The sequence below is a fragment of the Maribacter sp. 4G9 genome (assembly GCF_002742265.1).
In the GTDB taxonomy this organism is placed as follows: Bacteria; Bacteroidota; Bacteroidia; order Flavobacteriales; family Flavobacteriaceae; genus Maribacter.
The window spans coordinates 1-25,685 of the sequence record NZ_MDGL01000121.1 but is presented as its reverse complement, the minus strand read 5'-3'; the positions used below and the strand labels follow the sequence as shown (position 1 = coordinate 25,685).

The following is a 25,685-nucleotide window of genomic DNA, read 5'->3' as shown; positions in this document are numbered from 1 at the left end:
ATATACGGAGAGAGATAGAAATTGAAGTTCATGCTAGAATTAGTTCGAAATTAGTTCGAAACTGTATTCAAAATAAACAAAAATAAAACAATATAAAAAATTCGATACTTGAAAAACAGCAAGTTATCACCCGTAATTCCTACAAATAAGGTGTTTTACGAGAAAATAACCGTTTTATTGTTGTACACCATTGTTTTTCTAAGAACATGGAGTTTAACGGCTCTCGACAGGACGATTTTTTCCAAATCACGCCCCTTACTTATAAAGTCGGAAATAGAGTGCATATGCGAAACAGGGGCAACGTCCTGCTCAATTATGGGGCCTGCATCAAGTTCCTCTGTTACATAATGGCTAGTGGCCCCAATAATTTTAACGCCTCTTTCGAAAGCTGCATGGTAGGGTTTGGCTCCCGCAAACGCAGGTAAAAATGAATGATGGATGTTAATTATTTTATTGGGATAAAGATCAATTAATGAGCTACTGACAATTTGCATGTACCTGGCCAACACAATAAAATCCACTTCATATTCTTTGAGGAGTTCTATTTGCCTTTTTTCGCTTGAATTACGGTTTTCTTTATTGAAGGGTATATGATGAAAGGGTACTGCGAATTGATCGGCTATATATTTTAAATCTGGATGATTGCTCAGTATAAATGGAATTTCAACAGAGAGCTCGCCAGAATTGAATCGGCTTAATATATCATAAAGACAATGATTGTACTTGGAGACAAAAAGTGCCATTTTAGGCTTTTTCATGTCGGTATGTAAACTCCAGTGCATTTGATACCTGGTTGCCAGTTCCGTATCGAATTTTTTCTGAAGTACCTCTATATCAACGCACTCAAAATCACTTTCCAAACGCATAAAAAAGACGTCTGCAGATTTATCCACATGTTGGTCTAGATAAACAATGTTGCCTTTTTGGGCATGAATAAATCCTGTAACTGAACTTATAATACCTTTTTGATCGGGACAGTTAATTAGTATGATAATTTTCAATTTTAAAAAATTATAGTATTAGACAATTGGATACCCATACTCACAATTAAGTGGAATGACTAAAATTGCTAAACGGTTCAAATTAAAAAAAATTGGATTTTACCTAATGGAAACCTTCCACTTTCTGTAATACTTTCTAAAGCTTTTTAATTCTGATCGTAGCAGGTTAATATATTCTGTCTCCTTTACCCCGTCTTTTTCCAGTCCAAGGCAATAGGAATTAATATTTCTGATCATGATGTTAATGAAGGAAACGTTTTGCAAACGTTCAGAAGTGGATCGTGAGGATTCTACCATTGCAATTTTTTGTGAAATAAGGATAGCATCGGTTAAAATGGAATTGGCAATGATATCCCTTAGACTGTTACTTTCGTACAATCTCAAAAGATCTTTGTTGAAGGAAACATAGGAGGCGATTTCCCGGCTAGTGCGGCAAAGTTCCAAGGCTTTTCTATATACTGGAATATTTCTAAGATTTTTTTGGGACATGGTAAGTATATTAAACGTATACCATTATAAAATTACTACAGGTAATTCTTAAATGTCTTTTGATTCTAAATCAAATATTTTAAATTACTTTACATTCGAAAATATAATAGTTAAAAAAATTATGGATGTAAAGATAGACAAACTCAATTGGAAAATTCTTGAAAAACTACAGGGAAATGCCAGGGAATCCTTCGCAAATATTGGGAGGTCCATAGGTTTAACTGCACCTGCAGTTGGGGAAAGAGTCAAAAAGATGGAAGATTTGGGAATAATAACTGGGTATCATGCGAAAGTTTCCCATTCCCTTACCGGACATCAGTTAAAGGCCATTATAACATTAAGGGCCTTCATGGGCAAACTCAAGCCATTTTTGGCGATGGTGGATTCCTTTGATGAAGTAGTGAACTGTTACAGAATTACAGGAAATGAGAACATTGTTATGGAAGTAGTCTTAAAGGACCAGTTCCATTTGGAAAAATTTATTGATAAATTAATCCAATATGGGGAAACTAGGACCAATATCGTTCTTTCCCAAGTGATTTCAAATGCTCCCATAAGTCCGGTACGGAAAATGGAAATGCCTAATTAAAATATATTCTGACAATTATTGTGATCAATTATTAATTTGGCCTTAAATTTTGGCTAGATTTTTGTTGTAGATTTAAGTATGAAAAAAATAGTACTTCTGATTTTATGGGTTGTGCCTTTGGCCGTTTTTTCGCAACAACTAAAAATCGTTAAAGGGACTATCAATGATAGTTTGGCCATTAAAGGCGAAGGAGGTGATACGGAGACTTTTTCTTTATACCTTCCATCTAATTTCAATATGTCACAGGCTTGGCCAGTTCTTTTTCTTTTTGACATGCAAGGAAGTAGTAGGGCTGCCTTATCCATGTTTTCGTCCGCTGCTGAAAAGGAAGGTTATATTCTCGCGAGTTCCAATGATTTAAAGGACACCTTAAGTCTCTCACAAAATGTCTTGATAGCCAATAGAATGCTCAATACGGTATATGATATGATTCCTATACATAAAGAAAGAGTGTACGTTGGAGGTATAGGAGACGGTGGAAGGTTTGCTACCTTGGTGCCTACATTTATAAAGGATATCAAAGGTGTTCTTTCCTGCGGCGCCGCATTAGCCAATACAGAGGTACTTACACGAAAAAACATGTTTTACTTTATTGGAATAGCCGGTCGATCTGACTATAATTATAGGGAACTCTTGGAAAGCAAAATAATATTGGACAACCTTAAGTTTCCTAATTTATTACTGTTTTTTGAAGGGGAACATCAGTGGGCTCCAATAGATCAAACGGCCAATGCCCTTAGATCTTTTACATTATCTGAAATGGCTAAAGGGACTGTTCCCAGAAATGACAGCTTGGTCAATGAGTACTACCAAAGTTCTTTAATAAGGGCTAATGAACTGCTATCCAATGATAAGCCGCTGTTGGCCGAAAATGCCTTGGATAACGCTATTGAGGTCTATAATCCTTTTGGGGATTTGGATTCTCTAAAAACATCCAAAAAGATACTTAGAAGGAGTAAAACCTACAGGTTTAAAAAACGCTTACAGGAGAATTTCTTTTTAAAGGAAACCTTGACCAAGGAAGATTATGGATACTATTTGGAAGAGGACATTTTGACCTATAATTATAATAATTTGGGTTGGTGGAACTTTCAAATGTCCGAATTGGACAAAATGGACAAGAGTAGTAATGAATTTGAGAAACGGATGGCAAACAGGCTTCGAGGGTTCTTGAATGCGTTGATATCGGATAATCTCAATATCATTGCAACCGATAAGCAAGTGGATTTGGAGGCTCTGAACTTTTTGTACCAGTTGAAGACCATTACGGAGCCAAAAAATCCCGAAAATTATCTAAAGGTGATTTCCTACAGCGCGTTTATTGAGGACTATGGTACCGGAATTTTCTATTTGGAGGAATTATTGAAAACGGGATATGACAATACAGAAGAGCTTTACGGGTTGGAGCATACCGCACTGTTTAGAATTACCCCGGAGTTCAATGCCATTGTTTACAAGTATTTAAAGGATGCCCGGTATAAGAGTATCGAAGATCAATAGATTTGTTGAAAGCTGGCGTTAAACGGTACTTTAATCTTTTCACAAGAAAAATCATATAGTATTTTTGAAAAAAATAGAACGATGTATCGATCAACGGTCCTAATCTTGCTTTCAATTGGTATGTTTAGCTCCTGTAATGAAGCAAAGAAATATCACGATGAAAAACCAAATTTGGTCTCTGAGGCTCCTACGGATAAGATTGCCGATATACTGGCCCACCAGCAGAAACTGAATGAGGAATTCAAAGATCCAGACGTGTCACCCTTACCGGATAGGTTTCGAAAGGATTTTAAGGGACTTGATTTTTTTGCACCAGATACGAACTATGTGGTAGAAGCCCAATTTATTAGGACCCCGGATGCGGCACCCTTTTTGATGCCTACCACTACTGATAGGAAATCAGAAGAAGTGGTCTACGCCAAGGTGAAATTCGAGCTTCACGGAAAACCTTTCGAACTGGAGGTTTACCAGAACCCTGAACTAATACAAGAAAAAGGATACGAGGATTATCTGTTTCTTCCCTTTACGGATTTAACAAACGGGGAGGAAACCTATGGTGGTGGCAGGTATCTGGATGTAAGGATTCCCAATGGCAATAGAATTACCATCGATTTTAATAAAGCCTATAATCCGTATTGTGTATACAACAAAAAATATTCCTGCCCCTTGGTGCCTGCAGTAAATCACTTGGATACCAGAATACTGGCCGGGATCAAGAATTTCGATAAAAAATAAAACCCGGTGGTTCCACCGGGCTTTATACTATGAACTTAAACAAAAATCAATTAGTCCTTATTTTTTCACTGACTAGAAAGAGTATATAGCAGCTAAAAGAAATGATGACAAACTACCAATTGGTTCTCCATTGCCGTTTACAAAAGTGGTATCCTCAGAAGTACTATCCAATCTAAGTTCTGGTTTAATCATTAAGTTTCCTATAGTTGCACTACCTGTAAGGGTCACTGCAAAAACACTGGCATCACCCTCAGCATCTGAGGCACCTATAGCTCCAAAGAAATCAGTTTCTGTAAAATACTCGCCTCTTAATCCAAGGGTAAAGTTTTCTGAAGTAGCCAATTGAGGATAGACTGCAACACCTGCAAAACTTCCTATACCATCTTCTTCATCTCCATTAAAGTAAGCGGCGTTCAGCCCAAGGAAGAAGGAATCTGAAAGGTCAAAACCTCCAGTAAAGTCAATCTCATAAGATCCATTATCTATTAAAAGGTTGGCATATTGTCCACTATAACCTAATTGCACACCATAGGCATATTGGCCAACGGGATTAAATTCGGTTAAATCCGTTGGGTTCATTACGGCCAACATCAAGCTAAAATCATCAGAAATTGCAAAATCAGCCTTCAATCCTGTATGTGAAAACGGACCATAGGAAAACAGATAAGATGTGCTATAGTTAAAGTTTGCAACTGGAGAAATAACTTCGTATCCCAAAAAAGTATTGAAGTTACCAAATGTCAAGGTAACGGCATCGCTTACATTCCAATAGGCATATAATTGGTTCACAATATCACCTGTAGCTGAATACATCGGTGAAGCAAAAATCGCATCAGTACCTCTAGGGCCAAAAACTAAGTCAGCAACGAAACCAACCTTTTCGCCTTCATAGCCTGCAATAACATTTGCCATACCAAGTGCAAAACCGGGCAAATTGGCAAAAGAACTACCAGGAGCTTGGGCATCTACACCGTTTCCGGCATTCAAATTTGCTCTATAGTAGGCGTCAATAGAACCGCTCAAAGTAAACTTTGGAGCCTCTTCTTCTTCCTGAGCTACCAATGATACGGCTGAAAAAAGCGCCAATGTTGAAAAAAGGATATTTTTTACGAATTTTGTATTAATAATCTGTTTCATAAGTTTGAATTTTAAATCCATGCAGGATTATTATTTTAATTATTAAGTGTAAGTAAAAGTGAAAGGGTTATGTAACGGAGCGTTCTGCAAAACGCTCCGTTTTTTTATTCATTCTAATGTTGGTTCATTCTAAAGTCGGCATAAGCGTCCATTCCATGCTCGTGGATATCCAGACCTTCCAATTCTTCTTCCCTTGAAACTCTTAGACCAAGGGTAGCTTTAAGTATTCCAAGAATGATACCTGCGCTCACTACACAGAACGCACCAATAATCAAAACGCCATATAATTGTGTCAATAATTGGTCTATGCCTGCTTTGCTGCCAAAAATTCCTACGGCCAAGGTTCCCCAAATACCACAGATCAAGTGAACGGCAATAGCCCCAACGGGATCATCCAATTTTAGCCTGTCAATCAAGGCAACACCAAATACAATCAGTATACCTGCCAAGAAACCTATAACAACGGCTTCGTTGGGAGACATTAAATCTGCACCGGCAGTAATACCAACCAAGCCTCCTAGGATACCGTTAAGAAACATGGTAAGGTCTAGATTTTTGTAGAGAATAGTAGAAGTTATCATGGCACCAAAACCACCGGCCGCTGCGGCCAAACTTGTCGTTACCAAAACCAAGGAAGTCAATTCTGGGTCTGCCGAAAGTACGGACCCTCCGTTGAACCCAAACCATCCCAACCAAAGAATCAATACCCCTGCCGTTGCCATTGGAATGCTATGGCCCGGTATTGCATTAGGTTTACCGTCCTTTCCAAATTTCCCTATTCTGGCACCTAATAAAGTTACGGCAACCAAGGCTGCCCAACCACCTACGGAGTGTACCAAGGTTGAACCGGCAAAATCATAGAATCCCCAAGAATCAAGAAATCCTCCACCCCATTTCCAAGCACCAACGATGGGGTAGACCAATCCAACGTATACAATGGTGAATATCATGAAGGAACCTATCTTGATTCGCTCAGCAACTGCCCCGGAAACAATGGTCGCTGCCGTAGCGGCGAACATCCCTTGGAAAAGAAAGTCAGTCCACCAAGTGTATCCACCATCGGCATAATCAGGGGTCATGCCCCCTTCAGGTGCTGCAATTCCGAACCCGGCGAATTTAAGAATGCCTGCGTCCCCATCCTCAAAACCGGGATACATCAGGTTAAATCCAAAGGCATAATACAATAATAGGCCTCCGGTAATTATAAATATGTTTTTGAATAAAATATTGATCGTGTTTTTTTGTCTGGTTAAACCTATTTCCAAAAAGGCAAAACCTGTATGCATGAAAAATACCAAAGCGGTAGCCAACATCATCCATACGTTATTCGCTGTAAATAATCCTGCGTCCATTTTTTAAAGTTTTTAGTTAGTTGATTTTTAGTTGATTCCTGCGTGACCGCTTTCCTTGGTTCTTATTCGGTACGCTTCTATGACATCCGAAACAAATATTTTACCATCACCCACATTACCCGAGTAAGCGGTTTCCAAAATTGCATTTACCGTTTTTTGCGCAAACTCATCGGATACTACAATGGTGAGATATCTTCTTTGAATGTCTGTGGTACTATAGGAAATACCACGATATACATGACCTTGTTTTTCGTTTCCAACTCCTGTTACATCCCAGTAACTAAAGAAATTGACCTCTATTTGATGCAACGCCTCTTTGACTTCATCAAACTTGGATTTTCTGATAATTGCCTCGATTTTTTTCATTGTACTAATTGTTTTAGATGGCTCAAATGTATGTTAAAAAAATTAACACCCCTTCTTTTTTGGGGGTGTGTAACATATTTTTGTAATTATAGTAATTAACCCCCCTAAAAATTATAGGTATGAATATTTAAACGATGTTATTTTGTGAATTTGAACAGGGAAAGACAAACGAAATAGCCAATTTTTGAAAATAACGCAGCAAAACGTCACTTTCTAATGAGAATTGTTTAAAAAACAATTAAAAAGATAAAAAAATGTTTAATAAATATAAATTAAGGAGGGTGCTGTTAAGATTATAACAACTTGCAGAGGTAAAGCCCCAAGGCAATGGCGAGGATACCTATAAAAATACTTAGTCCAAGATATACGGACATATACAAAATTGAATGTTCCTTAAGAAGTATATGGCTTTCCAGTGCAAATGTGGAGAAAGTAGTAAAACCACCGCAAAAACCGGTTGCCATCAATAGCATTTGGTTTTCTGATAGATAATTGTTCCTTAAAGATAGCCCGATTAGTAGACCTATGATAAAGCAGCCTAAAATATTTACAAGAAAAGTGCCTAAGTAAAAGTTGGGGTAGTGTGAATTTAGGGTCTTGGAAATTAAATATCGTAAAAAGCTTCCAATGCCACCGCCTAAAAATATCAGCAAAAACTGTTTCATCCGTTCAATTTCATTACTTCTAAAAGGTCAGATGTAATTCGCCAATAAACATCTAGTTTGGTTTCAAGACTTGTAAGGGTCTTATTCAATACCTAACAAAGATAAAAACTAAACGGCTTTTTTGTAGTTTGAAGTAATGAGATTAATTGGATAGATTACGGACTGGTTTTCTTCAGAAACCATTTTTGTAGGTCTTTTCGACTTTTTGCTTGCGTTTTGTAAGCTTGCAATGACCATGGCCACGTTGAGTGTAATAAGTACCAATAAAATTATAAAGAATGTCATCATAATATTTGCCCCTTATAGATGAATAACGCAAAATTACGTTATTTGGTATACTATACGTGAAAAACCGGGCTTTTGTTGTGAAAACGTTAATTTTTGTGGTGTACATAAAATTAACGTTAATTCTTAAGGGAATACTTAATGCAGAAAAGTATAATTATGAATATTATAAAGAATATTCCCACCCATTTAACTCCCTTATAATTCTTTTGATGCAATTTTAGGTCCTTTTTGTACATGAAGATGGTGATTACAAAAAAAGTAACGGCAAAAAGAACTGCAAAAACAATTTGTCCCGTGCTGAACATAATTTCTATTTTTATGCAAAGCTAAATTAAATCTCAAGATGTTTCATGAAATGCCCTTTAACTAAATAAAAACCTTATGCATTTGATATTTTGGGCCTTAGATACTACCTTAAATAACTATAAAAAGTAACGAATGAAAAGTAAGATAAACGCCGTAAGGTTGTTCCATGAATCCTTTGGACTTGGAGTCTCACAGGTAATGCGGGCAGATTTGGGAAATACAAAAAACCTATTGCGTTTCAATTTGATGGACGAGGAAAATAAGGAATACCTCGAGGCTGCTTCAAATGGCGACCTTGTCGAGGTTGCCGATGCCCTTGGGGATATGTTGTATATTCTTTGTGGAACCATTTTGGAACATGGAATGCAGCATAAAATAGAGGAAGTTTTTAACGAAATCCAAAGGAGTAACATGAGCAAATTGGGTGAGGACGGCAAACCTATTTATCGGGAAGACGGAAAGGTGCTAAAAGGGCCGAATTATTTTAAACCGGATATAGCTTCCATTTTGGAAAAATAAAAAAGGGCTTCAAAGCCCTTTTTTTAATTAGTCGTTTACCTTAAAGCGCCAACCGTATTTGTCTTCGGATTTATTGTACTGTATATCAGTAATCAATTTCTTTAACCTTGAAGCATAACTGGTTTCCAATTCCGGTAGGTCGTAATCCGTACCTTTATAACCGAAGGCTGCAATGGGCGAAATGACCGCTGCCGTACCAGCACCGAACATTTCCTTCAAAGAACCGTCCTTGGCAGCATTGACTACTTCGGTTACCGTAATTTTCCGAACTTCGGTAGGAATATTGTTGTCCTTTGCTATTTCCAAAATACTTTTTCTTGTAATGCCATCCAAGATTCTATCGCTGGTGGGTCCTGTTATCAAGGTATCGTTGATACGAACAAAAATGTTCATTGCACCGGCTTCCTCAATATATTCATGTTCGGTGTCGTCTGTCCAGATAACCTGATTATATCCTTTTTCAATGGCCAATTGGGTAGGGTAGAACTGTCCCGCATAGTTGCCACCTGCCTTTGCGTACCCAACCCCGCCATTGGCGGAACGGGAGTAGGTCTGCTCTATCAAGACCCTTACCTTTCCCGAAAAATAGGAACCTGAGGGGGCACAGGCTATTATGAATTTATATTCGTCTGCCGGGGATGCATGAAAGCCATTTCCGGAAGCGAACATAAAAGGTCTAATATATAGGGATGAGCCGTCTTTCGTTGGGATGAAATCGCTGTCCAATTGCAATAAGGTAGTTAGGCCCTCCATGAAATATTCCTCTGGCAATTCCGGTATGGCAAGTCGCTTAGCGGATATGTTAAGCCGTTTTTGGTTATCCAAAGGTCTAAACAAGAATATATCCCCATTTTCATCCTTGTAAGCCTTCATGCCTTCAAAAATGGCCTGTCCATAATGGAAGACCTTCGCCGAAGGATCTAACATGATAGGTTGATAGGGCATAATTTTTGGAGCTTGCCATGCCCCTTCCTTATAATCACAGACCAACATATGATCCGTGTAAACAGACCCAAATTTAAGATTGTCAAAATCGACTTGGTCTATTTTAGAGGTCTTTGCCCTTTCTATACTAATATTAACGTTTTTTGTTTCTACGCTCATTCCAAAATATTCTTTAATAAATTAAAATTAATCAAATATCTGCACAGCAACTTCTTTTTTAGTTTAAAATTGAGCAGTTTTGCAGTCGGAAATCAATTTTTGAACAATATGAAAGGTTTTAACATTTTGCTTGTGTTTTTATTGATGGGTTTTTGGTCCATCGGTCAAGAAAAAGAACCAAACACGGATAAATCAAATATATTCGGTGCGTGGGTGGATGAAACAAAAGTTGGTACTTCCAATGAAATGATGTCGATTTATGATGGTTTAAGCACGAAGGACACCCTAAATACCAAGTTCGTTGGTAAGGTAAAGGAAGTATGCCAGGCCAAGGGCTGTTGGATGAAGGTAGCGCTTTCAAATGGTAATGAAGCTATGGTGCGGTTTAAGGACTATGGTTTTTTTGTACCCAAGGATATCGCTGGCAAGGATGTGGTAGTGGATGGAATTGCATTTGTAGAGGAAATGAGCGTGGAAGATCAGAAACACTACGCGAAGGATGCCGGTGCTGGCCAAGAGGAGTTGGCAAAGATAACCATGCCCAAAAAGACCTATAGTTTTGAGGCAAGTGGGGTTCTTATCAAGAACTAGTTTGGAAAGGGAAATTATTGTTACGGCCGATGGTTCAAAGACCATCCAAATAAAAGGTTGGAACGAACAGTACCATTCCAAGCATGGGGCCATACAGGAGGCCTACCATGTCTTTATTAAGAACGGACTGAATTTATTCGAACATCAGGAACTTTCTATTATGGAAATTGGATTAGGTACGGGACTCAATGCCTTCATTACACTTCTTGAGGCTTCAAAAAGGGACTTGAAGATCCAATATGTTGGTGTGGAGGCCTACCCTGTAAGTGATTGGGAAATCAGTCAATTGAATTATGTAGAAGAACTGGATGCCCTAAAAAACCGTAAGGATTTTGAAAAATTGCACAGCTCTCCTTGGGAAGAAACCACCATGATCACACAGGATTTTTGTATTCAAAAGGTTCAAAGGGATTTTAAGGAAATCCATTATTCAAATGGATTCGATTTAATTTATTTCGATGCTTTTGGAGCTCGGGTACAACCAGAACTTTGGACAGAAGTTATATTCCATAAAATGTTCAAAGCCTTAAAAATGAACGGTGTTCTCGTCACCTATGCCGCCAAGGGCAGTGTAAGAAGGGCGATGCAGGACGTGGGTTTTCAAGTGGAGCGTCTTCCCGGACCGCCCGGTAAAAGGGAAATGCTTAGGGCGAGAAAAGTGAATTCGTAGAAATGGGTTCAGTTAATTTGTCTTAAAAACCTCCTACCTATGTTAAATCCAAATTAAACATACATAGGCCCTTACGCGAAAACAATATCTTTGGTACATGAAGATATTAATAACAGGAGCGACAGGATTGGTTGGTACGGAATTGGTATCTCAATGTCATGCCAAAGGTCATGCGGTTCACTTTTTGACCACTAATAAGAACAAATTGGAATCCAGGTCCAATCTTAAAGGGTTTTATTGGAATCCTGGCAATGGTGAAATTGATATCCGGTGTTTTGACGGTGTATCGGCCATCATTAATTTGGCCGGGGCGAGCATCTCCAAAAGATGGACGCCCAAGTACAAGAAACAAATCATGGACAGTAGGATTGATTCGTTGGCTACGTTGCGAAAGGCTTTGGGCAATCTTCCCAATCACAACATCACCACTATGATATCCGCTTCTGCCATTGGTATTTATCCAGATTCCTTATCCAATTATTATGAGGAAAGCGAGGATGCTATTGACAATAGCTTTCTAGGGGAAGTGGTAGCTGCTTGGGAAGAAAAGTCCAATGAATTTACGAATCTAGGAATGTTGGTTTCTAAGATCAGGATTGGTCTGGTATTGTCAGATAGGGGAGGCGCCTTGCCTCAAATGGCGAAACCTGTCAAGTATTATGCCGGTGCGGCCTTCGGTTCTGGACAGCAGTGGCAATCGTGGATACACGTTTCTGATTTGGCCAGGATTTTTCTCTTCGCAATGGAAAATGAACTGGAAGGGACCTACAATGGAGTTTCACCAAATCCCGTCACAAATAATAGATTGATAAAGGAAATCGCACGGGTACTAAACCGACCTTTGTTTTTGCCAAACATACCTGAAGGGGTAATGGAGCTCATTCTTGGGGAAATGAGTTATTTGCTCTTTGCGAGCCAACGTGTAAGCAGTAAAAAAATTGAAGAGGAAGGATTTATTTTTGAATATCAGAATATCTGTTCCGCCTTGGAGAATATTTATGGGGAAAAGGAATCCAACTCTAAGATATCCAATGATATATCAAAGGAATATGCGTCATAAACCTTGTGTTGCACTTATCCGATATACGTAAATCCGCTTTTGGCGGATTTTTTTATAAAGTTTGGTGACATTTTGACATTTTTAAAGATTTGGCAGTACTTTTGCCGACTCATTTTCTAAGATTAAACAAGTATTGAACATGAGCAAGAAAAATAAGACCGAACATATCGAAGAAGAACTTTCCCAAGAACAAGTATTGGAGCATGAAATGGACAATGAGGAGATGCATGCCGAGGAGGTTAAAGAAGAGGAAATTGAAATGACCGAAGAAGAACGTTTAAAAGAGGAATTGGGTAAGGAGAAGGATAAGTTCTTGAGACTTTTTGCCGAATTTGAAAATTATAAGAAAAGAACATCCAAGGAGCGCATGGAGTTGTTCAAAACCGCAGGTCAGGAAGTAATAGTGTCCCTTCTACCGGTATTGGATGATTTCGATAGGGCCTTAAAGGAGCTTTCCAAATCTGAGGATACGGAAATGTTCAAGGGTGTGGAATTGATCAAGGTAAAGTTTAGGGAAACCTTAAAATCCAAAGGCTTACAAGAGGTTGAAGTAAGTGTAGGGGATGCTTTTGATGCAGAAATCCATGAGGCCATTACCCAAATACCGGCACCCGAAGATCATATGAAGGGAAAAATTATCGATGTGATTGAAAAAGGCTTCAAGCTGGGCGATAGAATTATAAGACATCCAAAAGTAGTTGTTGGAAACTAATCAAATTGTATGAAGGAAGATTATTACGAAGTACTTGGTATCAGTAAAAGTGCCTCCGCTGCCGAAATAAAAAAGGCATACAGGAAAAAGGCGTTGCAATACCATCCAGATAAAAATCCGGGTGATGCCAAGGCGGAAGAGATGTTCAAGAAATCTGCCGAAGCCTATGAAGTCTTAAGCGACCCCAACAAAAAGGCAAAATATGATCAATTTGGTCATGCTGCCTTTGAAGGTGGCGGTTTTGGCGGCGGCGGAATGAATATGGACGATATTTTCAGCCAATTCGGAGATATATTCGGCAGTGCCTTTGGTGGAGGTGGATTTAGTGGGTTTGGCGGTTTTGGCGGTGGTGGCCAACGCAGGGTGAAGGGAAGCAATCTTCGCATCCGGGTAAAACTTACCTTGGACGAGATAGCCAATGGGGTAGAGAAAAAAGTCAAGGTAAGAAGGAAAATCCAGGCTGAAGGTGTTACCTATAAAACATGTACTACATGCAATGGCCGCGGACAGGTAACAAAAATTCAAAATACCATTTTGGGAAGGATGCAAACAGCTGCAACATGTAGTGCCTGTGGCGGAAGCGGTCAAATTTTAGATGGTAGGCCTGGGGATGCAGATGCCCAAGGCTTAAAAATATCGGAAGAAACCGTGTCCATAAACATTCCGGCCGGAGTAGAAGAAGGAATGCAATTAAAAGTGCCCGGAAAAGGTAATGATGCTCCCGGAAACGGTATTCCAGGAGATTTATTGGTGGCCATTGAAACGCAGGAGCATGAGACTTTAAAGCGTGAAGGGGACAATCTACATTACGATCTTTATATCAGCATAACGGATGCCATCCTAGGTACTTCAAAAGAAATTGACGCTGTAGGTGGAAAAGTGAGAATTAAATTGGAACCAGGAATCCAATCCGGTAAAATACTAAGATTACGTGGAAAGGGCATATCCAGCCTTAATGGGTATGGCAGTGGGGATCTGTTGGTACATGTTAATGTGTGGACACCTAAAGAATTGAACAAGGAACAAAGGGACTTCTTTGAACGTATGCAGGGCAATGAAAATTTTGAACCAAAACCAGAAAAATCCGATAAATCGTTTTTTGAAAAAGTGAAGGATATGTTATCTTAATCGTGAAAATATTTGCTGTTTAAATAAAAAACGTATATTTGAAACAATATTGGGTAACCAATATTAATTTTCTTTTTCATAGCAATTTTTTTCCCATCCTTAATTCTATTGAGGGTGGGTTTTGTTTTTAGGATATTTTGTAACCACGTTCCAATAAAACTTTGTTAGAAAAAATGTCCCAAGGAATGGCCCACAACAAAACTGCACATCGGCGGGGACAATTATTGGCGAATAACATATGGCCTATTAAGTCCAATAAATATTAAAGGATGAAAACAATTCAATATCTTTGAACAAATTGCTTGCATGAATCATATTTTGGTCGCAAATAAGGTCTCCAAAAGGTACGGTGACCACACTGCTTTGCAAAATGTTTCCATAGAAATCCCTAAAAACAGTATTTATGGTTTGCTAGGTCCCAACGGGGCAGGCAAGACTACGTTGATACGGATTATCAATCAGATTACATATCCTGACCAGGGAGCGGTATTTTTTGAGGGAGAGCCATTGAAAAGCGAACATATTGCCCAAATAGGATATTTACCAGAGGAAAGGGGCCTTTACAAGAGTATGAAAGTGGGCGAGCAGGCTCTTTATTTGGCCCAGCTTAAGGGTTTGTCCAAAAACGATGCAAAGCAGCGGTTAAAGTATTGGTTCGACAGGCTGGATATTGGCGATTGGTGGAACAAGAAAATCCAGGAACTTTCCAAAGGTATGGCTCAGAAGATACAGTTTATCGTTACCGTACTTCACGAGCCCAAGCTTTTGATCTTTGACGAACCGTTCAGTGGATTCGACCCAATAAACGCCGGTATAATAAAGGATGAAATCTTAAAACTAAGCCAAAATGGTACCTCTATCATTTTTTCAACGCACAGAATGGAATCCGTTGAGGAATTGTGCGAGTATATCGCCCTCATCCATCGATCGGAAAAGATACTGGACGGAAAACTATACGATATCAAGCAGGCCTTCAAAAAAAATATTTTTAAGGTGGGTATAGACACTTCGGCCCCGTTAGTATTATTGGAACAATTAGAGGGAAGTTTCACAATTTTGGATTCCGACATCACTAAAAATCAATTGGATTTTTCGGTACAACTTCCAAATGGCAGATCCAATGAATTGTTACATTTTTTAGGAACTCAGGGAACCATAAAGAATTTCACGGAAACAATTCCTTCGGCCAATGAGATTTTTATCAGAACCGTAGAAAAACAAGGTATTGTTCATGAGTAAACTTTCATTAATCATAAAAAGGGAATATTTAGCGAAGGTTAGGAACAAGTCCTTTGTCATCATGACTTTTCTTAGTCCTTTCCTAATGGTGGGGATGATTATCCTCATCGCTTATCTAACAAAGCTCAATGACAATGAAAAAAGAATAATCGCAGTTTTGAACGAAAGCGATTTTTTTGACAATGAGTTTATCACCTCAGAAAGTACTTCTTTTGTGAAGTTTAGGGATATCTCGTTGGAGCAGGCAAAGGATTCCGCAATGAGCATGGGTTATTACGGCTTGGTATATTTGCCCAATGAGTCTAATCTGGAGAAGGTAAGCCAGCGTTCTTTCTTTTACAGCAAGGATGCGCCCAGCACCAATACGTTGGAGCGATTGGAACGAATTTTCAAGGAACGCTTGAAACAGGAAAGACTAAGGGAATTTGGTATTTCTGCCAGTGAATATGCAGAAATGGACAGCGAATATGAACTTAACATTTCCACTTTTGACGGTGAACACAACCTTAAGGGAATCAATGAGATTAAAGCGATCATTGGTGGAGGTTTTGGATACTTGATTATGATGTTCATTATTATCTATGGAGGCTTTGTAATGCGCAGCGTTATTGAGGAAAAGACCAGTAGGATCATTGAGGTCATAATCTCTTCGGTAAAACCTTTTCAGTTGATGCTGGGTAAAATTATAGGGACATCATTGGCCGGTATTACCCAATTTGGTATTTGGATCTTATCCGGAGGTATTTTGTTAGTAGTTTCCATGGCTATTTTTGATATGGACCCAGCAGATCTTTCACGAGGAAGTGCCGGTCCGGCAATGGGTGGCGCTCCAAATCCCATCATGGCTTCATCGGATTCGGATATGCTTTTGTACGCCCAGGAAATTATGGATATACCTTGGGTTCTTTTGGTATTCTTTTTTCTGGTTTATTTTATTTTGGGATATTTAATCTATAGCTCCATATACGCGGCCATTGGTGCCGCTGTTGACAACGAAACTGATACCCAACAGTTTATCTTTCCAATCATTCTACCTTTAATGTTGGCCATTTATGTGGGTTTCTTTTCGGTATTTAGCAATCCGCACGGACCCATTGCCGTAGGTTTTTCCTTGTTCCCTTTAACGTCTCCCATTGTCATGATGATGCGACTTCCGGGTGGAATCGGGGAAGGTGGTGTTCCCTTGTGGCAGTTGGCCACCTCAATTTTGATATTAATATTTACCTTTATTGCAATCGTATGGCTGGCAGCGAAAATTTATAGGGTAGGGATTCTGATGTACGGTAAGAAACCGAGTTATAAAGAGTTGCTTAAATGGCTTAAATACTGATAATGGCCCAGGAGGACAAAGAAAAAATAAAGGAGATTATCGAGGAAGATATATGGGGTTCCATTAAGGAGTTCCTTGATCTTGGATTTCATTATACATCAGGGGATAAATCCATTCACATTACCATCGGCATTCTGCTATTGTTGACGCTTGCATTTGTTGTAACAAGTTTTGTACTTCAGTGGGTACGTCGATTATTTACAAGAAGAATGGAGACGGATGATAAGCTGAAGTTTATCAGCATCTTCAAATTCATAAAGTATGTAGTCTACATCGTGGTAATCCTTTTTACCATGAGCGCAGCGGGAATAGATATCACTATTTTGATAACTGCCTCGGCAGCGTTGTTCGTTGGTTTGGGTCTGGCCTTACAGGATTTGTTTCAGGATATTATCGGAGGGATATTCATTATAGTTGACAAGTCTTTGCGTGTTGGTGATATCATAGAGGTTGATGGTAAAGTTGGAAAGGTTTTTGAGATAAAACTACGCACAACCAGGGCCATTACAAGAGACGATAAAATCATCATCATTCCCAACCATCATTTTATAAGTGATATTGTCTACAATTATACCCAGAACCACAAGACAACAAGGGAAAACGTAAAAGTAGGCGTTGCTTACGGTAGTGATGTCCAATTGGTAACCAGTATTCTGGAGGGCCTGGTAAAAGAACAGCGAGGGGTATTAAAAAGCCCAAAGCCCTTTGTCCTTTTTGAGGATTTTGGCGACTCGGCCTTGCTTTTTTCCCTTAATTTTTTCATCAGCGATAGCTTCACGGATCCTAGGCTAAAAAGTGAACTTCGCTACAAAATCGATGCTGCCTTTAGAAAAAACAATATAACCATTCCCTTTCCACAAAGGGACGTTCATATTTATCAACAAACCCCTTTTCAGCATAGCAATGTCCAAACAGATACCAAGTAATGATGGGCAAATATAGGAAGGCCCTATTTTTAATGATTTTTGTAAATTTTACAATTTTGGGGCAAACTCCGGATGTCTTCAGGGCGGAATATATGTTAATGCCGGAAAATAGGGCCGGGGTTGAAACATCGAGAATCAAATTATTGGCAAACGTTCCCATAGCCGTGCGCGGTAAAAAGGATTTTATTGTATTAGGAAGCGAGTACAACAGATATAATTTTGAAGTTCCGGATACCTTGTTCGCAAATGCCGGGGACTTAAGAAAGCTACATGTTCTTGATATCAATTTTGCGTACGTGTATAAAATCTCGGAAGAATGGCGAATGGTGGGCGTAGTTACCCCAAGATGGTCTTCAAATTTTGTAAAGGAACTTCAAGAGGACGATTTTAACATAAATTATACGGTAGGTGCCTACCAGGACAAGAAGGACATAGAAAAACCGTTCCGCTTGGTTCTTGGAATTTCCTATAATTCCAATTCACCGGTACAGGTACCTTTGCCCGTACTGTATTATGAAAAGCGTTTTCACCCCAGCTGGTCCTATATTTTGGGAGTCCCAAAAACGGGTATGAAGTATTTTACACCAAAGGGGCATTTCTTTCAGACGGAATTATTTCTGGATGGGTACTACGTAAATATCCAGAACAATATTTTGTTATCGAATAACATATTGTCTACAGATGTTTCTTATACGGCATTATTATTGACATTGGGATACCAGTATAAGATAACCAAGGATATGTCCGTTTATTTGGTTGGGGGATATTCCCTATTTCAAAACGGGGCCCTTAGGGACGATGATAGAAGGGATATCTTTACGTTGAACGATTCAGCCGGACTTTATTTTAGAACGGGATTTAGAATAGGAATTTAAAAGTAAGAATTATGTCAAAGATTTTAGTGATTGAAGATGAGGCCGCTATTAGAAGGGTATTGGTGAAAATACTTTCCGAAGAAAGTGATAGCTATACCCTTGAGGAAGCCGAAGACGGTCTTAAAGGACTGGAAACTATTAAAAACAATGACTATGACCTGGTACTTTGTGATATAAAAATGCCCAAGATGGACGGTGTTGAGGTCTTGGAGGCCGCCCGAAAAATAAAACCTGAAATTCCGTTCATAATGATCTCCGGTCATGGGGATTTGGACACAGCGGTGAACACTATGCGATTGGGGGCTTTCGATTATATTTCAAAACCCCCAGATTTAAATAGATTATTGACGACCGTTAGAAATGCGCTGGATCGAAAGGACTTGGTGGCCGAAAATAAGATATTAAAGAAAAAAGTAAGCAAGAACTATGAAATGGTAGGGGAAAGTGCTGAAATTTCTGCTATTAAGGATATGATCGAAAAAGTGGCGCCTACGGATGCCAGGGTGCTCATTACTGGTTCAAATGGGACCGGTAAGGAATTGGTGGCCCACTGGTTGCATGAGAAAAGCGCTAGGAGCAAGGAGCCCTTTATTGAGGTCAACTGTGCTGCTATCCCTTCGGAATTAATAGAGAGCGAACTTTTTGGCCATGTAAAAGGTGCATTTACCTCTGCCGTAAAGGATAGGGCCGGAAAGTTTGAGGCAGCTAACAAAGGAACCATATTCTTGGACGAAATTGGGGACATGAGCCTTTCCGCACAGGCAAAAGTACTTAGGGCCCTGCAGGAAAATAAAATATCAAGGGTGGGTACGGATAAGGATATCAAAGTAGATGTTAGGGTACTTGCTGCCACCAATAAGAATCTTCAAAAGGAAATCGAAGAGGGAAAATTTCGCGAGGACCTTTATCATAGGCTCGCTGTCATTTTGATCAAGGTGCCAAGTCTTAATGAGAGGAGGGAGGATATCCCATTATTGATAGAATATTTTTCCCAAAAGATTCCCGATGAGCAAGGTATGCCTGCCAAAACCTTTTCGGACAAGGCCATCGAGCTTCTAAAAGGCTATGATTGGACCGGTAATATACGGGAACTGAGAAACGTGGTGGAAAGACTCATAATTTTAGGAGGAACAGAAGTATCTGAAGAGGATGTCAAGCTTTTTGCCAGTAAATAATTTCGAGTAACGCCCTAAGGCTTTATGATCCAATAAGGTGTTACTCTAGATTATAAACTTTAAGTATTGGAATTATTAAGGTCTTCGACGGGTGATTGTTACTTACCGTAGCAATCACGAAGTTTCTCCAACGCATTTACCGTAATTTCCTTGGTTCTGAGATAGTAGTATTTTTTACCTTCGGTAAGGCTTTCCACCAATAGCTGGTTTTCGCATTGCTCGATAATGTTTTTTGCAAAACTACTTGCTTCCTTACAATTGACGGTCTCAACAACTGTATTGAGCGATTTTCTGTACCTCTCTAAGGATTGATCTATCTCTTTGTATATGGGGCTTACGGTTTGCGCTACCACCGTTTTCTTACTATTCCCATTGGGTTCTTGTGATTGGGCCTTTGCCAATACCTCCCTTTTTTGTTCTTCATGGTACTCATGTTCAGAAAGTGAGTTCAAACCCTTCATGATACTCTCCAGTGATATTAAAAGTAAGTCCTTTGCTTTAAAGAGCTCTTCCTGTTTTGTGGCCAATTTTAAGTTTTCAACGCTCTCTTCCAAATCTTTTTGGGCATGTTCGCAACCACAATTGGAAAGTTTTTTTTCAGTTTTTTGAATCGCGCTTATAGCCTTGTAAACATGGTATTTTAGAATGTTTATGTCGGGATTTTCCAATGCCTTTTCCGTTTGGGACTTTGCGAATTCAATGTTAGCTTCCGCATATTCACATTCCCTAAGGTTTGCAAAGGAACTAAGGGAAATAAGGTATACTACAAGGATTAGGTTTGTGTAGGTTTTGTTCATTCGAATAAGTTTGGTCGTAAAATTTGGGATTTTTACAGGGTTAAAGTTACAATGGCTATCGGCCTTGGGACTTATTTTTTCGATAGGAAAGCAAAGTTGTTCGTTCAATAGTTCATTGGTTCGTTTTCTAGGTCGAACGGGCATTTTTTTTTGAATGGATTCCCACTTCACCGATTAATATTCTATATTTCGGTATGGATTATATAAATACTGAAAAATATAGGGTTCAAGAAAGCATCCAAATCGCTAAGGTTCCAAGTTTTGAGGATTTTGGTAAAACCGACAAACAATTAAAAAAGGATCTTGGTAAGATTAGGAGGGAATTGGGAGAATTTCAGGACATTCTTTATGCCCATAACAAGTACAGCGTACTAATTTGTCTTCAAGGAATGGATACTGCAGGGAAGGATAGTCTCGTGCGAGAGGTGTTCAAGGACTTCAACGTTAGGGGTGTGCAAGTGCATAGTTTTAAAGTACCAACGGAATTGGAATTGGACCATAATTATTTGTGGCGGCATTATTTGGTCTTGCCCGCCAAGGGAAAATTCGGTGTATTTAATAGGACCCACTATGAAAATGTGCTGGTAACCCGGGTCCATCCTGAATACATTCTTAATGAACGTATACCGGGCATACATAGTGTGGCGGATATAGACCAGAGGTTTTGGGACAAACGCTTTGAGCAGATAAACAATTTTGAACGCCACTTACATGAAAATGGTACGATTATATTCAAGTTCTTTTTACATCTTTCCAAGGAGGAACAGCGACAGCGACTGTTGAGAAGATTAGCGTTACGGGAGAAACATTGGAAGTTCTCACCAGGAGATCTTAAGGAACGGAAATTATGGGACAACTATCAATTTTGTTATGAAGAGGCGATAAATAATACTGCAAAGGAACACGCCCCTTGGTATACTATACCGGCGGACAATAAAAAGGCGGCCCGAGTCATTGTTGCCAAGATTTTGTTACAAAGGTTAAAAAAATACAAAGATATAAAGGAGCCCACCTTGGAAGCTGAAATAATGGCTAATTTAGACGACTATGAAAATCAACTTCGAAGTGAAAAGAACGATTAAACTGGGCATTTTCTGCCTTTTTTTTGTTCAGGCCGCGTGGTCCCAAAATTCAGACCAAGAACAGATTAAGAGGATCTACGATGTAGCATTGACCCAAGGGAAGTCATATGACTGGTTGAACTATCTCTCCAATCAAATTGGAGGGCGACTTTCAGGATCTATTCAGGCCCAACAGGCCGTCAACTATACAAAGCAAGAACTTGATTCCCTTGGTTTGGATAAAGTTTGGTTACAGCCGGTTATGGTACCAAAGTGGGTAAGGGGTATACCTGAATTCGCATATTTTGAAACCTCACCAGGTGTTACTACCAACGTTCCCATCACCGCGCTTGGAGGATCCGTGGCTACCCCGCCAAATGGGGTTAAGTCTGAGGTGGTAGAAGTAAAGGGCCTTGAGGATTTGGCTGCTTTGGGAGAAGCGCAAATCAAGGGTAAGATCGTTTTTTACAATCGGCCTATGGACCCCACCTTTATAAATACGTTTGCTTCATATTCGGGGTGTGTAGATCAACGTTACACCGGAGCAATGGAAGCTGTCAAATATGGTGCTATAGGTATTATTGTCAGGTCCATGAACTTAAGATTGGATGACTATCCCCACACCGGTTCCATGAGTTACGGGGACTTGCCGGAAAACAAAAAAATCCCCGCAGCGGCCATAAGTACCAACGCGGCCGAATTGTTGAGTGCCACTTTAAGATTGAATCCCAATATCAAATTTTATTTTAAGCAAAACTGTAAGCAGTTTGCGGATGTTGAGTCGTACAACGTCATTGGTGAAATAAAGGGAAGCACCCATCCAGAGGAAATTATAGTGGTAGGAGGACATTTGGATTCCTGGGATTTGGGCGATGGGTCCCACGATGATGGGGCAGGTTGTGTGCAGAGTATGGAGGTATTGCAGATTTTTAAGAAAATAGGCTACAGACCAAAAAGGACCATTCGTGTTGTTTTGTTCATGAACGAGGAAAATGGTTTGCGGGGCGGAACGGAATATGCCAATATAGCAAAGGAAAATAATGAAAAACACATCTTTGGATTGGAAAGCGATTCTGGGGGATTCACTCCACGGGGATTTACTTTTGATGGCCCCGAATCAAGTTTTGAAAAAATCATGGGCTGGAAAGACCTTTTTGAGCCATATTTAATTCATTTATTTGAAATGGGGGGAAGTGGAGCGGATATCGGTCCCTTGAAGAATGAAAGTATTACGTTGGCCGGCCTCAGACCCGACTCCCAAAGATATTTCGATTATCACCATGCGGAAAACGATACGTTTGAACAGGTCAACAAAAGGGAACTCGAGCTAGGTGCCGCATCCATGACGAGTTTGGTATACCTTGTGGATAAATATGGTTTAACTCCCTAACGGAAAGTTGGATAAGTGGTTCTAGGCTCCAATATATTCTTTTGATTACCTTTGCACCTCATTTAAAACAAGTAAAATGGAAGACGGATTATACGCAAAATTCAACACTACAAAGGGTGAAATATTGGTTAGACTAACCTATGACAAAACACCTGGAACAGTTGGAAATTTTGTCGCCTTGGCCGAGGGTAAAAGGAAAAACAAGGTGAAGGATTTAGGAGAACCTTATTACGACGGGCTGAAATTTCATAGGGTAATTCCTGATTTTATGATTCAAGGAGGATGCCCACTGGGAACGGGAACGGGTGATGCCGGGTATAAGTTTGATGACGAGTTCCATCCAGCATTGAAACATGATGGACCGGGAGTACTTTCCATGGCGAATGCGGGACCGGGAACGAATGGAAGTCAGTTCTTTATAACTCATGTGCCAACACCTTGGTTGGATGGTAAACATACCGTTTTTGGTCATGTTGTTAGTGGACAGGAAGTAGTGGATACCATTTCCCAAGGGGATACCATGGATTCCGTGGAGATTGTGAGAGTTGGGGAAAGGGTCAAAGCATGGGATGCCGTAAAGGCATTTGAAAATTTTGAAACTTCAAAAGCGGAGCGTTTGGCCGCTGCAAAAGCGGCACAAAAGACGGCTATGGACAAAGTTGCCGCTGGGTTTGACGAAACGGATTCCGGTCTCAGATATAAATTGATTCAAAAGGGAGATGGACCAAAGGCCGAGAAAGGTAAAATGGTATCGGTACATTATGAAGGAGCCTTAGTAGATGGTCAAGTCTTTGATTCTTCGTACAAAAGGAGTTCGCCCATTGAATTTCAATTGGGAGTAGGTCAGGTAATCCCTGGATGGGATGAAGGTATTGGACTACTACGGGTAGGGGACAAGGCGCGCTTTGTTATTCCATCGGATTTGGCCTATGGAAGTGCCGGTGCAGGTGGCGTCATACCTCCAGATGCTACCTTGGTTTTTGATGTTGAGTTGATGAAGGTAGGGTAAGTATAAAATCAGTCCTAAACTAAAGAAACACCTCGGAATTTTCGGGGTGTTTTCATTTTGTCTTCAAATAACTTGAGATCATTAAAATGGCATTGAACAATATTAAAAGAAGAATAATGGCCAAAAAAACTTTCATCTGGGATAAGGGGTATTAAAGTTAACAAACTGCATTTCAATTACATTTGAGTAACAATTTGTTCTTACAAAACCCTACTTTAATTTTAGGAATATTAATTTTTCTTTCTTCTAAGACTAGTTGCCAACATAGCGATATTTAAAAGAATCAAAAATAGAAGGACTCCAAAGAAAGTGTTCATAAGTCAGATTTTAGTATTGGGGAACTGAAAAATGCTTTTATGGAAGATTCAAAAAATGTAAAAAGGTTGCGTGAACTTAAAAAAATAAAAGCCCGGACAAGTTGTCCGGGCTATAGAACTATAAAAAAGTTAAATCGTTACCTAGTCAAGAACCTTCACATTAACGGCGTTCAATCCTTTTTTACCTTGTTGTAGTTCAAATTCTACAACATCACCTTCTCGAACTTCATCGATTAAGCCAGAAATGTGTACAAAATGATCTGTGTTTGAACCATCTTCGGTGATGAAACCATAACCTTTGGAATCATTGAAGAATTTTACTGTTCCTTTACTCATAATAAAAAAATTAAATATTAAATTAAAGTGCGAAGATAGCGTTTAATTCTTTATGAGATAGCTTTTTAGCAAGATATCTGATAATTATGAGTTTTTTCTTTTGGATGCATTCTCTTATGGGTTCTTATGCCGTTGGATCAGGTGTCATTCTTAAATAAGGCTTTATTTCTTCCACACCCTTTGCAAATAGTTCCTTGGCTTCCTTTGTAGGAATTGCCGGGCTTACCACAACATCATTCCCATGTTCCCAATTCGCAGGTGTGGCCACCTTATGATAGGCTGTTAACTGAAGCGAATCTATAACTCTCAATAATTCATAAAAATTACGCCCTGTAGAGGCGGGATAGGTAAGGATTAGTTTAACAGTTTTGTCCGGAGCAATAATGAATACGGACCGTACCGTTAGATTACTATCCGCTTTTGGGTGGATCATGTCATAAAGCGTGGAAACCTTTTTGTCCTCATCCGCTATGATTGGAAAATTGACTGTTGTGTTTTGTACTTCGTTGATATCCTTTATCCATTCATTGTGGGAATCAGCTCCATCTACACTCAAGGCCAACATTTTTACATTTCGTTTATCGAACTCTGGTTTAAAGTTGGCCGCAGTACCCAATTCTGTTGTACAAACTGGTGTGAAATCCGCGGGATGTGAGAAAAGAATTCCCCAACTATCCCCTAGATAATCATATAAATTTAGAGTTCCCATGGAACTGTCTGCTGTAAAATTGGGTGCCGTGTCGCCTAATCTTATTGTTGCCATTATTTCTGTATTTTGATTATCCTACAAAATTACTAGATTATTAGTTTTATAAATTGGTTTTATGGTTAAAACTCTATTGACTTAGGCATTTAACCACTAATATTTTTGATATAGCATGGCGGGGTATTTACCATCCTGAGCATCAGGTTGTCGAATATGCCCTCCTTCATGAAGCTGCGGTTGAACCTGTAGCAATATTCGTCGAGATAGTCCTGTAGGTCCCCCACGTGGTGGTGCATCCCCCTAAGCCATGCC

General features: G+C 39.4%; 28 protein-coding genes and 1 pseudogene. 17 read left to right on the top strand and 12 right to left on the bottom strand.

The genetic code is table 11. From position 1 onward, the window contains the following. Positions 1-155: 155 nt before the first annotated feature. Positions 156-1,001 (bottom strand): formyltetrahydrofolate deformylase, encoded by an 846-nt coding sequence (purU, locus tag BFP75_RS11350; RefSeq protein ID WP_099545504.1) that lies wholly within the window; start codon positions 999-1,001, stop codon positions 156-158. Between the two features lie 99 nt (positions 1,002-1,100). Beyond that, complete coding sequence (locus tag BFP75_RS11345) at positions 1,101-1,490, bottom strand: hypothetical protein (RefSeq protein ID WP_099545503.1); 390 nt, start codon at positions 1,488-1,490, stop codon at positions 1,101-1,103. A 121-nt stretch (positions 1,491-1,611) separates the two neighbouring features. On the opposite strand from BFP75_RS11345, the gene BFP75_RS11340 reads away from it, so the two are divergent. The 3 genes from BFP75_RS11340 (at position 1,612) to BFP75_RS11330 (ending at position 4,314) form a co-directional block, all read left to right on the top strand. Then, a complete protein-coding gene (locus BFP75_RS11340; RefSeq protein WP_099545506.1) occupies positions 1,612-2,079 on the top strand; it encodes an Lrp/AsnC family transcriptional regulator in 468 nt (155 codons plus the stop codon). Between the two features lie 78 nt (positions 2,080-2,157). Then, positions 2,158-3,579 carry an alpha/beta hydrolase gene (locus tag BFP75_RS11335; protein WP_099545502.1) on the top strand — a complete coding sequence of 474 codons (1,422 nt, stop codon included), beginning with the start codon at positions 2,158-2,160 and terminating at the stop codon, positions 3,577-3,579. A gap of 81 nt (positions 3,580-3,660) precedes the next feature. After that, on the top strand, positions 3,661-4,314 hold the full coding sequence (locus tag BFP75_RS11330; protein WP_099545501.1) for a DUF1684 domain-containing protein: 654 nt from the start codon (positions 3,661-3,663) through the stop codon (positions 4,312-4,314). Between the two features lie 72 nt (positions 4,315-4,386). Here BFP75_RS11330 and BFP75_RS11325 read toward each other — a convergent pair whose 3' ends face one another. The 5 genes from BFP75_RS11325 to BFP75_RS11305 all read right to left on the bottom strand — a co-directional run bounded on the left by BFP75_RS11325 (position 4,387) and on the right by BFP75_RS11305 (position 8,122). Beyond that, positions 4,387-5,451 (bottom strand): porin, encoded by a 1,065-nt coding sequence (locus BFP75_RS11325; protein WP_099545505.1) that lies wholly within the window; start codon positions 5,449-5,451, stop codon positions 4,387-4,389. Positions 5,452-5,564: 113 nt separating this feature from the next. Next, entirely contained in the window at positions 5,565-6,803 is a 1,239-nt protein-coding gene (locus tag BFP75_RS11320) for an ammonium transporter (RefSeq protein ID WP_099545500.1), read from the bottom strand. A 27-nt stretch (positions 6,804-6,830) separates the two neighbouring features. Next, the gene (locus tag BFP75_RS11315) at positions 6,831-7,169 is read right to left on the bottom strand and encodes a P-II family nitrogen regulator (protein WP_099545499.1); all 339 of its coding nucleotides are present in this window, start codon (positions 7,167-7,169) and stop codon (positions 6,831-6,833) included. A 293-nt stretch (positions 7,170-7,462) separates the two neighbouring features. Continuing rightward, the gene (gene crcB, locus BFP75_RS11310; RefSeq protein WP_099545498.1) at positions 7,463-7,834 is read right to left on the bottom strand and encodes a fluoride efflux transporter CrcB; all 372 of its coding nucleotides are present in this window, start codon (positions 7,832-7,834) and stop codon (positions 7,463-7,465) included. A gap of 108 nt (positions 7,835-7,942) precedes the next feature. Then, on the bottom strand, positions 7,943-8,122 hold the full coding sequence (locus BFP75_RS11305; RefSeq protein ID WP_099545497.1) for a hypothetical protein: 180 nt from the start codon (positions 8,120-8,122) through the stop codon (positions 7,943-7,945). A gap of 438 nt (positions 8,123-8,560) precedes the next feature. Here BFP75_RS11305 and BFP75_RS11295 point away from each other — a divergent pair, with 438 nt between their 5' ends. Then, a complete protein-coding gene (locus BFP75_RS11295; protein WP_099545495.1) occupies positions 8,561-8,947 on the top strand; it encodes a nucleoside triphosphate pyrophosphohydrolase family protein in 387 nt (128 codons plus the stop codon). A 27-nt stretch (positions 8,948-8,974) separates the two neighbouring features. Here the strand turns inward: BFP75_RS11295 and BFP75_RS11290 are convergent, their stop codons facing one another. Continuing rightward, the gene (locus BFP75_RS11290; RefSeq protein WP_099545494.1) at positions 8,975-10,051 is read right to left on the bottom strand and encodes a branched-chain amino acid aminotransferase; all 1,077 of its coding nucleotides are present in this window, start codon (positions 10,049-10,051) and stop codon (positions 8,975-8,977) included. A 108-nt stretch (positions 10,052-10,159) separates the two neighbouring features. On the opposite strand from BFP75_RS11290, the gene BFP75_RS11285 reads away from it, so the two are divergent. The 10 genes from BFP75_RS11285 (at position 10,160) to BFP75_RS11240 (ending at position 19,757) form a co-directional block, all read left to right on the top strand. Continuing rightward, the gene (locus BFP75_RS11285) at positions 10,160-10,642 is read left to right on the top strand and encodes a DUF4920 domain-containing protein (RefSeq protein ID WP_099545493.1); all 483 of its coding nucleotides are present in this window, start codon (positions 10,160-10,162) and stop codon (positions 10,640-10,642) included. Position 10,643: 1 nt separating this feature from the next. Next, positions 10,644-11,312 (top strand): tRNA (5-methylaminomethyl-2-thiouridine)(34)-methyltransferase MnmD, encoded by a 669-nt coding sequence (gene mnmD, locus BFP75_RS11280; protein ID WP_099545492.1) that lies wholly within the window; start codon positions 10,644-10,646, stop codon positions 11,310-11,312. Positions 11,313-11,409: 97 nt separating this feature from the next. After that, positions 11,410-12,372 carry a TIGR01777 family oxidoreductase gene (locus tag BFP75_RS11275; RefSeq protein ID WP_099545491.1) on the top strand — a complete coding sequence of 321 codons (963 nt, stop codon included), beginning with the start codon at positions 11,410-11,412 and terminating at the stop codon, positions 12,370-12,372. Between the two features lie 139 nt (positions 12,373-12,511). After that, positions 12,512-13,084: a nucleotide exchange factor GrpE gene (locus BFP75_RS11270; RefSeq protein ID WP_099545490.1), complete on the top strand. Its 573-nt coding sequence runs from the start codon at positions 12,512-12,514 to the stop codon at positions 13,082-13,084. A gap of 9 nt (positions 13,085-13,093) precedes the next feature. Then, positions 13,094-14,212 (top strand): molecular chaperone DnaJ, encoded by a 1,119-nt coding sequence (gene dnaJ / locus BFP75_RS11265; RefSeq protein ID WP_099545489.1) that lies wholly within the window; start codon positions 13,094-13,096, stop codon positions 14,210-14,212. A 306-nt stretch (positions 14,213-14,518) separates the two neighbouring features. Next, positions 14,519-15,451: an ABC transporter ATP-binding protein gene (locus BFP75_RS11260; protein WP_099545488.1), complete on the top strand. Its 933-nt coding sequence runs from the start codon at positions 14,519-14,521 to the stop codon at positions 15,449-15,451. Beyond that, positions 15,444-16,781 (top strand): ABC transporter permease, encoded by a 1,338-nt coding sequence (locus tag BFP75_RS11255; RefSeq protein WP_099545487.1) that lies wholly within the window; start codon positions 15,444-15,446, stop codon positions 16,779-16,781. The genes BFP75_RS11260 and BFP75_RS11255 overlap by 8 nt, the downstream gene beginning before the upstream one ends. Positions 16,782-16,783: 2 nt before the next feature. After that, on the top strand, positions 16,784-17,707 hold the full coding sequence (locus BFP75_RS11250) for a mechanosensitive ion channel family protein (protein ID WP_099545486.1): 924 nt from the start codon (positions 16,784-16,786) through the stop codon (positions 17,705-17,707). Then, positions 17,707-18,582, top strand: coding sequence for a DUF6268 family outer membrane beta-barrel protein (locus BFP75_RS11245; protein WP_099545485.1), 876 nt, complete (start codon positions 17,707-17,709; stop codon positions 18,580-18,582). Before BFP75_RS11250 ends, BFP75_RS11245 begins: the two co-directional genes overlap by 1 nt. 11 nt (positions 18,583-18,593) lie before the next feature. Beyond that, the gene (locus BFP75_RS11240; RefSeq protein ID WP_099545484.1) at positions 18,594-19,757 is read left to right on the top strand and encodes a sigma-54-dependent transcriptional regulator; all 1,164 of its coding nucleotides are present in this window, start codon (positions 18,594-18,596) and stop codon (positions 19,755-19,757) included. Between the two features lie 98 nt (positions 19,758-19,855). On the opposite strand, the gene BFP75_RS11235 is transcribed toward BFP75_RS11240, so the two are convergent. Continuing rightward, the gene (locus BFP75_RS11235) at positions 19,856-20,725 is read right to left on the bottom strand and encodes a hypothetical protein (protein WP_099545483.1); all 870 of its coding nucleotides are present in this window, start codon (positions 20,723-20,725) and stop codon (positions 19,856-19,858) included. Positions 20,726-20,748: 23 nt separating this feature from the next. Between BFP75_RS11235 and BFP75_RS11230 the strand changes: the two genes are divergently transcribed. The 3 genes from BFP75_RS11230 (at position 20,749) to BFP75_RS11220 (ending at position 24,014) form a co-directional block, all read left to right on the top strand. Continuing rightward, the gene (locus BFP75_RS11230; RefSeq protein WP_099545482.1) at positions 20,749-21,636 is read left to right on the top strand and encodes a PPK2 family polyphosphate kinase; all 888 of its coding nucleotides are present in this window, start codon (positions 20,749-20,751) and stop codon (positions 21,634-21,636) included. Beyond that, entirely contained in the window at positions 21,602-23,005 is a 1,404-nt protein-coding gene (locus BFP75_RS11225) for a M28 family peptidase (protein WP_099545481.1), read from the top strand. The genes BFP75_RS11230 and BFP75_RS11225 overlap by 35 nt, the downstream gene beginning before the upstream one ends. A 76-nt stretch (positions 23,006-23,081) precedes the next feature. Continuing rightward, complete coding sequence (locus tag BFP75_RS11220) at positions 23,082-24,014, top strand: peptidylprolyl isomerase (protein WP_099545480.1); 933 nt, start codon at positions 23,082-23,084, stop codon at positions 24,012-24,014. A gap of 458 nt (positions 24,015-24,472) precedes the next feature. Here the strand turns inward: BFP75_RS11220 and BFP75_RS11215 are convergent, their stop codons facing one another. The 3 genes and pseudogenes from BFP75_RS11215 to BFP75_RS11205 form a co-directional block, all read right to left on the bottom strand. Beyond that, positions 24,473-24,667, bottom strand: coding sequence for a cold-shock protein (locus BFP75_RS11215; RefSeq protein WP_094995761.1), 195 nt, complete (start codon positions 24,665-24,667; stop codon positions 24,473-24,475). Positions 24,668-24,791: 124 nt separating this feature from the next. Continuing rightward, a complete protein-coding gene (locus BFP75_RS11210; RefSeq protein WP_099545479.1) occupies positions 24,792-25,430 on the bottom strand; it encodes a peroxiredoxin in 639 nt (212 codons plus the stop codon). 89 nt (positions 25,431-25,519) lie between these two features. Further along, positions 25,520-25,685 (bottom strand): annotated as a pseudogene (locus tag BFP75_RS11205) (IS1595 family transposase); the annotation flags it as partial.